At 76.5% G+C, this 13,196-nt stretch carries 12 protein-coding genes; 9 read left to right on the forward strand and 3 right to left on the reverse strand.

All coding sequences use genetic code 11. The features are described from left to right. The first annotated feature begins 38 nt into the window (after positions 1–38). Together PGB27_RS07360 and PGB27_RS07365 are read left to right on the forward strand one after the other, a co-directional pair. Positions 39–1,046 carry a pirin family protein gene (locus tag PGB27_RS07360; protein WP_274199720.1) on the forward strand — a complete coding sequence of 336 codons (1,008 nt, stop codon included), beginning with the start codon at positions 39–41 and terminating at the stop codon, positions 1,044–1,046. Between the two features lie 178 nt (positions 1,047–1,224). Then, positions 1,225–2,610, forward strand: coding sequence for an FAD-binding oxidoreductase (locus tag PGB27_RS07365; RefSeq protein WP_274199721.1), 1,386 nt, complete (start codon positions 1,225–1,227; stop codon positions 2,608–2,610). Positions 2,611–2,667: 57 nt separating this feature from the next. On the opposite strand, the gene PGB27_RS07370 is transcribed toward PGB27_RS07365, so the two are convergent. Both PGB27_RS07370 and PGB27_RS07375 read right to left on the reverse strand, forming a co-directional pair. Continuing rightward, positions 2,668–3,048: a DoxX family protein gene (locus tag PGB27_RS07370; protein ID WP_274199722.1), complete on the reverse strand. Its 381-nt coding sequence runs from the start codon at positions 3,046–3,048 to the stop codon at positions 2,668–2,670. Between the two features lie 27 nt (positions 3,049–3,075). After that, entirely contained in the window at positions 3,076–4,893 is a 1,818-nt protein-coding gene (locus PGB27_RS07375; RefSeq protein ID WP_274199723.1) for a gamma-glutamyltransferase family protein, read from the reverse strand. Between the two features lie 123 nt (positions 4,894–5,016). Between PGB27_RS07375 and PGB27_RS07380 the strand changes: the two genes are divergently transcribed. The 7 genes from PGB27_RS07380 to nudC all read left to right on the forward strand — a co-directional run bounded on the left by PGB27_RS07380 (position 5,017) and on the right by nudC (position 12,874). Beyond that, positions 5,017–5,430 (forward strand): DoxX family protein, encoded by a 414-nt coding sequence (locus PGB27_RS07380; protein WP_274199724.1) that lies wholly within the window; start codon positions 5,017–5,019, stop codon positions 5,428–5,430. An 81-nt stretch (positions 5,431–5,511) separates the two neighbouring features. Next, positions 5,512–6,915, forward strand: a complete 1,404-nt coding sequence (locus PGB27_RS07385; protein ID WP_274199725.1) for a M20/M25/M40 family metallo-hydrolase — start codon at positions 5,512–5,514, stop codon at positions 6,913–6,915. A gap of 57 nt (positions 6,916–6,972) precedes the next feature. Further along, entirely contained in the window at positions 6,973–7,941 is a 969-nt protein-coding gene (locus PGB27_RS07390) for an SDR family NAD(P)-dependent oxidoreductase (protein WP_274199726.1), read from the forward strand. 409 nt (positions 7,942–8,350) lie between these two features. Continuing rightward, positions 8,351–9,079: a hypothetical protein gene (locus tag PGB27_RS07395; protein ID WP_274199727.1), complete on the forward strand. Its 729-nt coding sequence runs from the start codon at positions 8,351–8,353 to the stop codon at positions 9,077–9,079. An 11-nt stretch (positions 9,080–9,090) separates the two neighbouring features. After that, positions 9,091–10,401 (forward strand): M16 family metallopeptidase, encoded by a 1,311-nt coding sequence (locus PGB27_RS07400; RefSeq protein ID WP_408630029.1) that lies wholly within the window; start codon positions 9,091–9,093, stop codon positions 10,399–10,401. After that, on the forward strand, positions 10,398–11,789 hold the full coding sequence (locus PGB27_RS07405) for a M16 family metallopeptidase (protein ID WP_274199728.1): 1,392 nt from the start codon (positions 10,398–10,400) through the stop codon (positions 11,787–11,789). The genes PGB27_RS07400 and PGB27_RS07405 overlap by 4 nt, the downstream gene beginning before the upstream one ends. Further along, positions 11,786–12,874 carry an NAD(+) diphosphatase gene (gene nudC / locus PGB27_RS07410; protein ID WP_274199729.1) on the forward strand — a complete coding sequence of 363 codons (1,089 nt, stop codon included), beginning with the start codon at positions 11,786–11,788 and terminating at the stop codon, positions 12,872–12,874. The genes PGB27_RS07405 and nudC overlap by 4 nt, the downstream gene beginning before the upstream one ends. Positions 12,875–12,938: 64 nt before the next feature. On the opposite strand, the gene PGB27_RS07415 is transcribed toward nudC, so the two are convergent. Beyond that, positions 12,939–13,184, reverse strand: coding sequence for a mycoredoxin (locus tag PGB27_RS07415; RefSeq protein ID WP_274200125.1), 246 nt, complete (start codon positions 13,182–13,184; stop codon positions 12,939–12,941). Between the last annotated feature and the right edge of the window lie 12 nt (positions 13,185–13,196).

Raw genomic sequence — 13,196 nt, forward strand, 5'->3', positions numbered from 1 at the left:
CCGATGAGCACGCGGCGATCGGGCGCACAATCGAGGACGTGAGCAACACGGAGGTCGCGCCCCCGGAGTTCGCGAGCGCACCGGGCGGGACGGACGCTCCCGTCGAGGTCCTGACGCCCCGCGCGGTGCCGCTCGGCGGTCCCCGGGCGATGACGGTGCGCCGCACGCTGCCGCAGCGGGCGCGCACGCTGATCGGCGCCTGGTGCTTCGTCGACCACTACGGCCCGGACGACACCGCGGCGTCCGGCGGCATGGACGTCCCGCCGCACCCGCACACCGGGCTCGCGACGGTGAGCTGGCTGTTCACCGGCGAGGTCGAGCACCGCGACAGCCTCGGCACGCACGCCCTCGTGCGCCCCGGCGAGCTCAACCTCATGACCGGCGGGCACGGCATCGCGCACTCCGAGGTCAGCACCCCCGACACCACCGTGCTGCACGGGGTCCAGCTGTGGGTCGCCCTCCCGGACCACGCGCGCGACGTGCCCCGCGCCTTCGCCCACCACGTGCCCGAGCCGGTGACACTCGACGGCGCGACCGACACCCCTGCCACCGCGCGCGTCTTCCTCGGGAGCCTCGCCGGGTCGGCGTCCCCGGTCGCCACCGCCACCCCGCTGCTCGGCGCCGAGATCCTCCTCGCGCCCGGCGCGCGCCTCACGCTGCCCGTCGACGCCACGTTCGAGCACGGCGTGCTCGTCGACCGGGGACGCGTGACGCTGCAGGGACAGCCCCTCGAGCGCGGTGAGCTCGGCGTCCTCCCGCCCGGCCGGACCACGGTGGAGGTCGGCGCGGACGAGGACGCCCGCGTCGTCCTCCTCGGCGGTCCGCCCTTCGGCGAGGAGATCGTCATGTGGTGGAACTTCGTCGGCCGCAGCCACGAGGAGATCGTCGCGTTCCGCGCCGCGTGGGAGGCCGGCGACGAGCGCTTCGGCGAGGTCGAGGGCTACGTGGGCCGCGACGGCCGCCGGGGAGCGGCCGCCCGCCTGCCCGCGCCCGCGCTGCCGCACGCCACCATCCGGCCGCGCGGCAACCCGACCCACGAGCGCTGAGGGACACGAGCACCCCACAGCGCGACCACGGTCCGTCAGCACCGGGCCGGAGCCGATCTGACGGAGTGTCACGATCCGGCGACCCAAATCGGGCTTGTAGCACGCTCCGTGACTCTCTAGCGTCGTCGCCAGCCGCAGCATCACGCTGACGGACCAGTCGACGACCACGGAGCGTGCGATGACCGAGCTGGGTGCCCCGACCGCCGCAGTCGACCAGGACGACGCACTGGCCGAGCTGCGACGGACCGTCGCCGGCCCGGTGCTCGGTCCCGAGGACGTCGAGGTGGTCGCCGAGCTCGCGGCCTACAACCTCGGTCCCGAGCACGCCCCGGTCGCCGTCGTCGGGGCGACGGGTCCCGAGGACGTCGCGGCCGCCGTCCGGTGGGCCGCCGCCCGCGGGATCCGGGTCGGCGTGTTCGCCACCGGGCACAGCGACGTGGCGCAGCGGGGCACGCTCGTCGTCACCACGCGGCGCATGGACCGCGTCGACGTCGACCCGGTCACCCGGCGGGCGATCGTCGGCGCCGGGGTGAAGTGGGCGCGCCTCGTCGAGGCCGCGGCGCCGCACGGGCTCGCGGGCCTCAACGGGTCGACCACCGACGTCGGCGTCGCGGGCTACGTCGTCGGCGGCGGCGTCGGGCCGTTCGCCCGGAAGTACGGCTACGCGAGCGACCGGGTGCGCCGCGTGCAGCTCGTCACCGGGGACGGGGCGATCCGCGAGGTCACCGCCGCGTCCGACCCCGAGCTGTTCGACGTGGTGCTGGGCGGCAAGGACGCCGCGGGCATCGTGACCGAGGTCGAGATGGAGCTCGTCGAGCTGTCGCAGCTCTACGGCGGCGGCCTGATCTACGAGGCCGCCGACATCCCGGCCGTGCTGCACGCCTGGCGCGCCTGGGCGCCGACGCTGCCCGAGGAGACGACGACGTCGGTGGCGATCCTGCGGGCGCCCGACATCGAGTCGGTCCCGCCGCCTCTGCGGGGCCGGACCGTCGCCCACCTGCGCGTCGCCCACCTCGGCAGCGCGGAGGAGGGCCGCGAGCTCGTGGCGCCGATGCGCGCGGTCGCGACACCGATGATGGACATGCTCGACGTGATGCCCTACGCGGCGATCGACGGGATCCACCTGGACCCGGTCGACCCCATGCCCGCGTGGGCCGACGGGCGCTTCCTCGCCGACCTCGACGAGGCCGGCGTCGACGCCGTGCTCGCGCTGGCCGGCCCCGACCAGCAGCTCCCGCTCTTCCTCGTCGAGCTGCGCCACATCGCCGGCGCGGTCCAGCGCGGCAGCCGGGGGGTCGTCGCCCGCGACGCGCGGTTCCTGGCGGGCGTCGTCGGACCGTTCCCGCCGGAGCTGCGCGCGGTGGTGCCGGCGGTCGCGGCGCAGCTGCTCGACGGGCTGGCGGCCTCGGCGGCGTCGCAGACGAGCCTCAACTGGATCAACCCCGCCGTCGCCGCGGCGCGCCCGGAGCTCGTGTGGACGCCGGCGACCCGCGCGCGCATCGACGCCGTGCGCCGCCGCGTCGACCCGGCCGGGGTCTTCGGGGGCGCGGGGCTGGGGCTGTAGGCCACTCCGGTCGGGGATCGGAGCCGGGGGGTCGGGGAGGGGCCCGCGGGGCCGGCGTCAGCCGGCCCCGCGGTGCACCCGCAGCGCGTGGGCGATCATCGGCGCCTGCAGTGGCAGGCGGCCGTACGCCACGGCGCGCCAGGGCCAGGAGCGGCGCCGCCAGTCCCACGCCATCTGCACGTTCGCCGGGAACACCGCGACGAACAGCGCCGCGGCCGCGAGCGCGCCGAGGCGTCGCGTGCGCGGCACCGCCACCGCGGCCCCGACGGCGAGCTCGGCGACACCGCTGGCGTAGGTCCAGAGGCGGGGCGAGCCGGGCAGCCACGGCGGCACGAGCGTGTCGAACGGACGGGGCGCGACGCCGTGCAGCACGCCCATCGTCAGCAGGCCGCCGGCGAGCACGGCCGCCGGTGCGGGGGGCGCCGGAGAGCGGGTCATGATCAGCACCCTGGCAGAGCGCCGCCGTCACCGCCCGACCGCGTAGCCCTGCATCCCGCGCGGGTTGGCCGCGCCCCAGCGCAGCCCGCGCGCCCGGTCGATCCCGACCGCCGAGAGCCGGCCGAGCGTCCAGGGCCCGCTGCGGGTCACGCGGTGCCCGCGCCGCTCGAGCCCGGCGACGACGGCGTCGGGCAGCCTGTCCTCGACCACCGCGCCCCCCGGCACGCGGCCCCGCGGCCAGAACGAGCTGGGTGACGACGTCGTGTGCAGCGCGGGCGCGTCGATCGCCTGCTGCGGGTCGTACCCGCCGACGAGCGTGCGCAGCAGGTAGAGCAGCTGCCACTGGTCCTGCTGGTCGCCGCCGGGCGAGCCGAAGGCGGTGACGGGGCCGTCGTCGTCGAGCACGAGCGTCGGGGTCAGCGTGGTGCGCGGGCGTCGCCCGGGCGTGAGCGTCGCGGGCAGCCCCTCCTGCAGCCACGTCATCTGCAGGCGCGTCCCGAGCGCGAAGCCGAGCTCGGGGATCGTCGGCGACGACTGCAGCCAGCCACCCGACGGGGTCGCCGAGACGATGTTGCCCCAGCGGTCGACGACGTCGAGGTGGCAGGTGTCGCCCTTCGTCTCGCCGGCGAGGGTGACGGTGGGCTCGCCGACGGTGCCGTCGGTGGTGCCGCCGATCCCGGCGCCGGCCAGGGCGAGGTCGGCGAGCACCGGGTCGCGCCCGCCCGGGCGCCCGGGCCGCAGGTCCGGCGAGGCCTCGTCGGTGATCAGGGCGCGGCGGGCGGCGACGTAGTCGGGGGCGAGGAGGTCGGCGAGCAGGTCGGCGGGGTCGAGGTCCGCCGACTCGCCGAACCAGGCGTCCCGGTCGGCCTGGGAGAGCTTGATCGTCTCGAGGGCGAGGTGCGCGCCGGTCTCCGTGCCCGGGTCGAGGTCGGCGTCGTCGAACCCGTCGAGCACCGCCAGCGCCGCGAGCAGCGCCGGGCCCTGACCCCACGCCGGCGACTTGGCGACCCGCCACCCGCGGAACTCGCCGACGGCGGCGTCGACGACCCGCGCCCGGTAGCCCGCGGTGTCGGCGACGGTGAGCACGCCCGCGTGGTCGGTGCCCGAGGAGTGCCGGTGGGGCGTGCGGGCCGCGGCGACGGCCGCCTCGGCGACGAAGCCCTCGGCCCACACGGTGCGCACGGCGTCGATGCGGGCGGCCCGGTCGCGGCCCTGCGCGGCGGCGGCGAGCCGCTCGAGGGTGTCCGCCCAGGCCGGGTTGCGGACCACCTCGCCCGGCCGGGGCGGCCGCCCGCCGGGCAGCCAGAGCGCCGCCGACGTGGGCCAGTGCTCGCGGAACAGGTCGGCCACCGTCGCGACCGTCGACGCCAGCCGCGGCACCGCCGGCACCCCGTCGCGGGCGTAGTCGATCGCCGGCGCGAGGACGTCGCCGACCTCCCAGGTCCCGTGGTCGCGCAGCAGCAGGAGCCACGCCTCGACCGCGCCGGGGATCGCGGCCGCCAGCGCGCCCGAGCCCGGGACGCGCTCGAGGCCCTGGTCGCGGTACGCCGCGGCGGACGCCCCGGCCGGCGCCGGGCCCTGCCCGTCGAGCACCCGGGGCGTCGGGTCGTCGGCGGTGGCGAACACCGCGACGAGGTCGCCGCCCGGCCCGTTGAGGTGCGGCTCGGTGACGTGCAGGACGAACGCCGCGGCGACCGCACCGTCGAACGCCGTGCCGCCACGCTCGAGGACGCCCATCGCGGTCGCGGCGGCGGCCCAGTGCGTCGCCGCCGCCATCCCGACCGTGCCCTCGAGCACGGGGCGCGTCGTGAACTCCGGTGGGGGTGTCCATCCCGCGGGGATCATCGGGCCAGCGAAGCCGATCGCCGCGGCGGACGAAAGTACGAATGAGCAAGTAGGAGGTATTGACGTAGGACGGTCACCTCCACCAGGCTGGCCACACCGCCCCGCCGCCCCTGGAGGACCGAGATGACCGCCGCGACCGCCCCGACCCCGTCGACCGCGTCGGGCCCCACGCGCTCCCGCGGGGCGACCATCGCGCTGTGGACGCTGCAGGTGCTGCTCGCGCTCATGTTCATCATCGGCTCGGGTGCGCCGAAGCTGGTCGGCGAGGCCTACGCCGTGCAGATCTTCACCGACCTCGGCGCGGGCCAGTGGCTGCGGTACGTCGTCGGCGTGCTCGAGATCGCGGGCGGCATCGGCCTGCTCGTGCCCCGGCTCGCGGGCCTCGCCGCGGCGTGCCTGGTGGCGCTCATGGTCGGCGCGACGGGCGCGCAGCTGTTCTTCCTCTCCGAGGGCTTCTGGTACACGCCGGTCATCCTCGGCGTGCTGCTCGGCGTCGTGGCCTGGGTGCGCCGCGCGGAGATCCTGCCGCGTCGCTGACTCCCGAGGACTTCCCGCCCGGTCGCCGGAAGACGGTGGCCGGGCGGTGTCGTACGCGGTCCGCGAACTAGCGTGGCGCGCATGACCAGCACCGAAGCGGACGCCGTCGCCGCCCGCGCCGAGGCGTTCGTCGCGGACCTCCAGGAGTGGCTGCGCATCCCGTCGATCTCGGCCGACCCCGGACACCACGGCGACGTGGCGCGCTCCGCGGCGTGGCTCGCGGAGCGGCTGCGCGCGGAGGGCTGGCCGCAGGTCGAGGTCTGGGACGACACCGACGCCCTGCCCGCGGTGTTCGCCTCCTGGCCCGCCGCCGATCCGGCTGACCCCACGGTCCCGACCGTGCTGGTCTACGGGCACCACGACGTGCAGCCCGCCGACCTCGCCGACGGCTGGTCCCATCCGCCGTTCGAGCCCGAGGTCGTGGGGGAGGAGCTGCGCGGGCGCGGCGCCTCGGACGACAAGGGCCACCTCGCGATGGTCCGGCTCGGGGTCGCCGCGCACCTCGCCGCGACCGGCGCCGACGGCCCGGCGGTGCACCTCAAGCTCCTGGCCGAGGGCGAGGAGGAGTCCGGCTCGGCGCACCTCGACGCGCTGCTCGCCGCGCACCGCGACGCGCTGGCCTGCGACGCGATCGTCGTCACCGACACCGGCATGGTCGGCCGGGACGCGCCGACGGTCTGCACGGGCATGCGCGGGATGGTCGACACCGAGATCGTCTTCCGCGGCGCCTCGGTCGACCTGCACTCCGGGCAGTTCGGCGGCGCCGTGCCCAACCCCGTCACCGAGCTCGCCCGCCTGGTCGCCGCGCTGCACGACGACGACGGCCGCGTGCAGGTGCCCGGGTTCTACGACGACGTCCGCCCGCCGACCGACGCCGAGCGCTCCGCGTGGGCCGCGCTGCCCTTCGACGAGCCCGCGTGGCTCGCGACCTCGGCGGCGGGCGCCCAGGCCACCGCGGGCGAGGCGGGCTGGAGCACCTACGAGCGGCTCTGGGCGCGCCCGACCGCCGAGGTCAACGGCCTGCACGGCGGCTACGACGGCCCCGGCCACAAGACGATCGTGCCGCACTCGGCGATCGCCAAGCTGACGTTCCGGCTCGTCGCCGACCAGGACCCGGCGCGTGTCCTCGACGGCATCCGCGCCTTCGTCGAGGCGCACACCCCGCCCGGCATCACCGCCGAGGTCATCGCCGGCGGCCCGGGCGTCCCGCCGCTGATCTGCGACGTCGACTCCACGCTCGTGACGACCATCCGCGAGGCGATGGGCGCGGCGCTCGGGGCCGAGGTGCTGCCGGCGCGCGAGGGCGGCAGCGGGCCGGAGGCCCTGCTCGCCACCGAGCTCGACGCCCCGCTGGCGTTCCTCGGCGTCATGCTGCCCTCGGACCGCATCCACGCCCCCGACGAGCGCGCCGTCGTGCCCCTGCTGCTCGCCGGCGCCGAGGCGACCGCGCACCTGTGGCGGATGCTGGGCGACCGGGGCGTGTGATCGTCGCGCTCCGAGGAGTTTGCGTTCGAGCGCACTCGAAGGCCTAGCGTCGGGTGCGTGATCGAACAGCAGCACCCCATCGGCTCCGGCTTCGGCAAGGACACCACCGCCGCCGAGGTCCTCGCGGGCCTCGACCTGTCCGGGCGGCTGGCCGTCGTCACCGGCGGCTACTCGGGGCTCGGGCTCGAGGCGACGCGCGCCCTGACCGCGGCCGGCGCGCACGTCGTCGTCCCGGCCCGGCGTCCCGACGTCGCGAAGGAGGCCCTCGACGGTCTGGAGGGCGTGGAGACCGACGCCCTCGACCTCGGAGACCAGGACAGTGTCGCCGCCTTCGCCGACCGCCTCCTCGCGTCGGGCCGCGCCATCGACATGGTGATCAACAACGCCGGGATCATGGCGACGCCGGAGACGCGCGTCGGCCCGGGCTGGGAGGCCCAGTTCGGGACCAACCACCTCGGGCACTTCGCGCTCGTCAACCGCCTGTGGCCGGCGATCGCGCGCGGGCGGGACCCGCGGGTGGTCTCGGTGTCGTCCCGTGGGCACCACCGCTCGCCGGTCCGCTTCGACGACCTCGACTGGCGCACCGAGCCGTACGACAAGTGGCAGGCGTACGGGCAGGCGAAGACCGCGAACGTCCTGTTCGCCCTGCACCTCGACCGGCTCGCCGCCCCGCAGGGCGTCCGGGCGTTCTCGCTGCACCCCGGCGGGATCCTGACCCCGCTGCAGCGCCACCTCCCGCGCGAGGAGATGGTCGCCCTCGGCTGGGTCGACGAGGACGGCAACCCGACCCCGGAGGCCGCCGCCGGCTTCAAGACGCCCGGGGCCGGCGCCGCCACCGAGGTGTGGGCCGCGACGTCGCCGCAGCTCGCGGGCCTCGGCGGGCTCTACCTCGAGGACTGCGAGGTCGCCACGGTGGCGCAGGAGGCGGGCGCCCACGGCGTGCGGCCGTATGCCCTGGACCCCGACGCCGCGGCCCGCCTGTGGGCCGTCTCGGCCGAGCGGACCGGCGTGGACGCCTTCGCCTGACGGAGCCCGGCGGAGCCCGACGGAGCCCGACGGAGCCCGACGCAGCTCGACGAGCCTGACGCGTCCGGAGCGTCAGCCGATCGTGTCACGCGGCCCCGGCGCGGCGGCCCGTCGACCGAAGATCACCCGCACGGCGGCCTCAAGGTCGGCGGTCCGTCGCTCTCCGGTGGGACGGGGCCGCGCCGACGGCCGCGGGCACGGGTCGGCCGTGCCCGGATCGCCGTAGCAGACGCCGGATCGCGTGTGTGGTGGATACCTCGAACGTGGGTGCGTCGCAGGTGTTTGAATCCCGCCCGTGTCGTTCACGGGGACCGCGGCGAGGTCGGATCTGGATCGTTCCCACCTGGTGCGGGGCGGTCGATCAGCAGGTCGACCGACGCGTCGCACCCGGCGCGGTCCGGTGCTCGGCGTGCTCCTCGCCCTCGCGGTCGGCGCGGGCGTGGCGCTCTGGCTGATCCTCGCGGCGTTCCCCGTCGGGGCGCACGGCGACGGTGCGGACGCGGGGACCGACGCGGCGCCGGCGGCCGTCGAGACCGTCGGCCCCGCGACCGTCGTCGCCACCGCCCCGTGCCTGGGCGAGGACCCGCGGGACACGATCGCCGTCGAGGGCCCGGCCGGGCGCCGTCTCATGCCGCTCGACGGCTGCGGCACCCCGATGGGCTCGCACCTCACCGTGCGGATGGCCTTCGTCGGCAGCGAGCCCGCCGACGCGCCGGCCCGGGTGCTGGGCACGGGCTCGTCCGCCGCCCTCGTCGACCCCGAGCCCGCCGAGTCCCCGCTCACCGACCGCCTCGCGATCCTGCTCACCGGCGTCGCCGGGCTGGGGATGGCCGGGCTGCTCGTCGCGGTGGTCCGCGAGCGCTCCCGCCGGGCGGCGACCGCCCCGGCGCGCCGTCCCGCCCGCCGCGTCACCACCACCGCGAGCGGCCCGGCGACGCCGCGGCCGGCGGCCCGCCGCACCGCGCACCGGCCGGCTGCGCGCCCCGGTCGGTCGGCCCGGGCGGGGCGGCCCGCCGCCCTCGACGTCGGACGCCGGCAGCCCTCCACGCGCACCACGACCCGGGGGTCCGGACGGCCCCGCACCCGCGGTGCGGCGGCCGGGCCGCGCCGTCCGGCCTCCGGACCGCACCGCGATTAGGCTCTGATCGTGTGACCTCCAGCGTGACCGCCCCCCAGGGAACCAGCGAGGTGCTGGCGCGCCGCGTGCTCGACAACGGGCTCCGCGTGCTGCTGGTGCCCGACCCTGCCGCCCCCGTCGTCGGCGTCGCCGTCCACGTCGACGTCGGGTTCCGCTCCGAGCCGGAGGGCCGGACGGGGTTCGCGCACCTCTTCGAGCACCTCATGTTCCAGGGCTCGGAGAGCCTGGAGAAGCTCGCGCACTTCCGCCACGTGCAGTCGTCGGGCGGGGTCTTCAACGGCTCGACCCACCAGGACTACACGAACTACTTCGAGGTCCTGCCGTCCGCGGCCCTCGAGCGCGCGCTGTTCCTCGAGGCCGACCGGCTGCGCGCGCCCCGCCTGACGCAGGAGAACCTGCGCAACCAGGTGGACGTGGTCAAGGAGGAGATCCGGCTCAACGTCCTCAACCGCCCGTACGGCGGCTTCCCCTGGATCCTGCTGCCGCCGGTGCTCTACGACACGTACCCGAACGCCCACAACGGCTACGGGGACTTCACCGACCTCGAGCAGGCGGACCTGGACGACGCGGCCGCGTTCTTCGACGCCTACTACGCGCCGGGCAACGCCGTGCTCACCGTCGTCGGCGACATCGACGTCGAGGACGCCGCGACGCTCGTCGAGAAGCACTTCGGGGACATCCCGGCCCGCCCGGTGCCGGCGCGCCCGAGCTTCGCCGAGCCGCCGCCCGACCGGGAGCGCCGCGACGCGGTCATCGACGCGCACGCCCCGCTGCCCGCGCTCGCGCTCGGCTACCGCCTGCCCGACCCGGCCACCGACCTCGACGGCTACCTCGCCCACGCGGTGCTGGCGAGCCTGCTCACCGACGGGGAGGCCGCGCGGCTGACCCAGCGCCTCGTCTACGGCGACCAGCTCGTCACCGACGTCTCGGCCTCCGCCGGGCTCATGGGCGCCCCGCTCGACGCCCGCGACCCCGACACCTTCACGATCACCGCCGTGCACCCCGCGACGATCCACACCGACCGCGTCGTCGCCGCCGTCGACGACGAGCTCGCCCGGCTCGCCGCGCGGGGCCCCGACGCCGAGGAGCTGCGCCGGGTCACCGCGCGCTGGGCCTCGTCACTGCACCGGGAGCACGACCGGCTGATGAGCCGCATGCTCGCCCTCGGGGCGGCCGAGCTGGTGCAGGGCCGCGCCGAGCTCGCCGACGAGCTGCCCGGGCGCCTCGCCGCCGTCGAGCCCGCTGCGGTCGCCGCGGCCGCCGGCGCGCTGCGTCCCGACGCCCGCGCGATCCTCACGGTGACGCCCGAAGGTGGGGCATGAGCGCGCCGACCCGCCGCAGCGCCGAGGAGATCGGCAGCACGCCCACCGGGCCCCGCGCGCTCCCGCCGCTGGGCCCGCAGCGCGCGGTGCCCGCCCCCGACGAGGTCGACACCGTCCTCGCGTCCGGGCTGCGGGTCATCGCGGTGCGCCGGGCCGAGGTGCCGATGGTCGAGATGCGCCTGCGGGTGCCGTTCGCCGACACGGCCGGGTCCGCCGGCGCGGCGGGCTCCGACCACGCCGCGGTCGCCGAGCTGCTCGCCACGACGATCCTGTCCGGCACGCGGCGCCGCAGCCGCGTCGGCATCGACGACGACCTGGCCGGGGTCGGCGGCGAGATCGGCTTCTCGGTCGACCCCGAGCGCCTCTCGGTGTCCGGGCACGCCCTGGCCGAGGGCCTCGACACCCTGCTCGACGTGCTCGCCGACCTGCTCCTCGACGCGACCCACCCCGAGGACGAGCTGGCCCGCGAGCGCGAGCGCCTCGTCGAGCGGATCGAGATGGCGTCCGCGCAGCCGTCGGTGATCGCGCGGCGGGCGCTGCAGGAGCGGCGCTACGGCACCCACCCGGTCACGCGGGAGATGCCGCGGCCCGAGGAGGTCTCCGCCGTCTCGCCCGACGCGGTGCGCGCGCTGCAGGCCGCGGCGCTGCGCCCGGGCGGCTCGGTGCTCGTCCTCGTCGGCGACCTCGACCCGGCCGACGCCGTGGCCCGCGTCGAGACCGCCCTCGCGGGCTGGTCGAGCGGGGACGCGAGCGCCCTCGGGCCGCTGCCTGCGCTGACGGCGCAGGACCTCCTGCTGGTCGACCGGCCCGGGGCGGTGCAGTCGCAGCTGCGGCTCTCGGCGCCCGCGGTGGGCCGCAGCGACCCGCGCTACGCGGCACTGCAGCTCGCGAACCTCACGCTGGGGGGCTACTTCTCGTCGCGGCTGGTGGAGAACCTGCGCGAGGACAAGGGCTACACCTACCACGCGTCGTCGTCGCTCGAGCTCGACCCGCACGGCGCGGTCCTGCTCGTCGAGACCGACGTCGCGTCCGAGGTCACCGCCGCGGCCCTGCTCGAGGCGCGCTACGAGCTGGGGCGCCTCGCGGTGGTGCCGCCGAGTGCGGAGGAGGTCGAGTCGGCGCGGCGCTACCTCGTCGGCTCGCTGCTGATCTCGATGACGACGCAGGCCGGCTACGCCTCGACGCTCGCCGGCCTCGCCGCGTACGGGCTGTCCTCGGCGTGGCTGCGCGAGCACCCGGGGCGCGTCGAGGCGGTGACGGTCGAGGAGGTCGCCGCGGCCGCCACGACGTTCTTCGCGCCCACCGGGTTCACCGGCGTCGTCGTCGCGGACGCCGCGGGCACGGCGGACGCGCTGCGGGCGCTGGGCGGCGTGGAGATCCGCTCGTGACGGGGACCGCGGGACCCGACCTGCGCGCGGCCTTCCACCTCGACGCCGACCCGTCGCTGTCGCGCTCCACGGTCGACCGGCGCGAGCAGCTGCGCGTCGACCCGGAGCACGTCAAGAGGCTCTGGCCGGACGCCCAGGTGGTCCTCGTCGACCCGCACGGCCGCACGCCGGTCGAGCGGGGCGACGACGGCACGCTGACGCTCGCGTTCGCCCCGACGACCGGCGTGGGGGACGACATCCCCGAGGGCGCGGTGCTCCTCGGCGAGGAGGGCGGCACCGCGTACTGGGCGGTGCGCGTACCCGACCCGGCCGAGGCGGAGTCGAACGACGCCGGCTCGGGGTTCATGACCGCCGAGCAGTGGGAGCGCGCCGGCGGCGGGCCGGACCACGAGAACTGGACCGACCTGCGCAGCTCCGGCGCCGACCTCGACGCCCGCAGCGCCGGGCTCTTGACCACGGCGGTGGCGCTGCTCAACTGGCACGACCGCTCGCGGTTCTGCGCGCGCGACGGCTCGGAGATGGACGCGATCAAGTCGGGCTGGGCGCAGCTCTGCCGCGCCCACGGGCACGAGGAGTACCCGCGCACCGACCCGTCGATGATCTGCCTGGTGCACGACGGGGCCGACCGCGTGCTGCTGGCGCGCCAGCCGATCTGGCCGGCGGGGCGCTACTCGGTGCTGGCGGGGTTCGTCGAGGCCGGCGAGTCGCTCGAGGCGTGCGTGGCCCGCGAGTGCGCGGAGGAGGTGGGCGTCGAGGTCCACACGATCTCGTACCTGGGGTCCCAGCCGTGGCCGTTCCCGCGCTCGCTCATGATCGGCTTCACGGCCGTCGCCGACCCGGAGCAGACGCTCCGCCTGCAGGAGGGCGAGATCGAGGGCGCCCGCTGGGTCACCCGCGCCGAGCTGCAGCGGGCGCTGGACGCGGGGGCGTGGTCGCACCGCGACGGCGGGGTGGGTGGGCGATCGCGCAGCGCCGGCGGCGTCGGCGGCACGGCCTTCGAGGCCGGCAGCGGCCGCGAGCTCATCCTGCCCGGCGGCGTGTCCATCGCCCGAGCCATGCTCGAGGCGTGGGCCGCCGCCGGGTGAGGCGTGTCGTCAGCGAACGTGCTGTTCGCAGCTTCTAGGCGCGCGAAGTCCCCGTTCGTGGGTTCTAGGACGCGGCCTCGACGCGCGCCAGGGTCGTCTTGACCTCGGCGAAGCTCGGGTTGGTCGCCGCGCTGCCGTCGGGGTAGACGACCGTGGGCACCGTGCGGTTGCCGCCGTTGATCTTCGTGACGATCTCGGCGGCGTCGGGCTCGCGCTCGATGTCGACCTCGGCGTACCCGATGCCCTCGCGGTCGAGCTGCATCTTCAGCCGCCGGCAGAAGCCGCACCAGCTGGTCGTGTACATCGTCATCTGTGCCACGGC

This window comes from Actinomycetospora lemnae (assembly GCF_028737315.1).
Taxonomy (GTDB): Bacteria; Actinomycetota; Actinomycetes; order Mycobacteriales; family Pseudonocardiaceae; genus Actinomycetospora; species Actinomycetospora lemnae.

Bases quoted from the DNA above. Each gene is read 5' to 3' on its own strand.
- PGB27_RS07370 (WP_274199722.1), bottom strand. From the start codon at position 3,048: ATGACCCGCTCTCCGGCGCCCCCCGCACCGGCGGCCGTGCTCGCCGGC.
- PGB27_RS07380 (WP_274199724.1), top strand. From the start codon at position 5,017: ATGACCGCCGCGACCGCCCCGACCCCGTCGACCGCGTCGGGCCCCACG.
- PGB27_RS07385 (WP_274199725.1), top strand. From the start codon at position 5,512: ATGACCAGCACCGAAGCGGACGCCGTCGCCGCCCGCGCCGAGGCGTTC.
- PGB27_RS07405 (WP_274199728.1), top strand. From the start codon at position 10,398: ATGAGCGCGCCGACCCGCCGCAGCGCCGAGGAGATCGGCAGCACGCCC.
- PGB27_RS07365 (WP_274199721.1), top strand. From the start codon at position 1,225: ATGACCGAGCTGGGTGCCCCGACCGCCGCAGTCGACCAGGACGACGCA.
- PGB27_RS07415 (WP_274200125.1), bottom strand. From the start codon at position 13,184: ATGACGATGTACACGACCAGCTGGTGCGGCTTCTGCCGGCGGCTGAAG.
- PGB27_RS07375 (WP_274199723.1), bottom strand. From the start codon at position 4,893: ATGATCCCCGCGGGATGGACACCCCCACCGGAGTTCACGACGCGCCCC.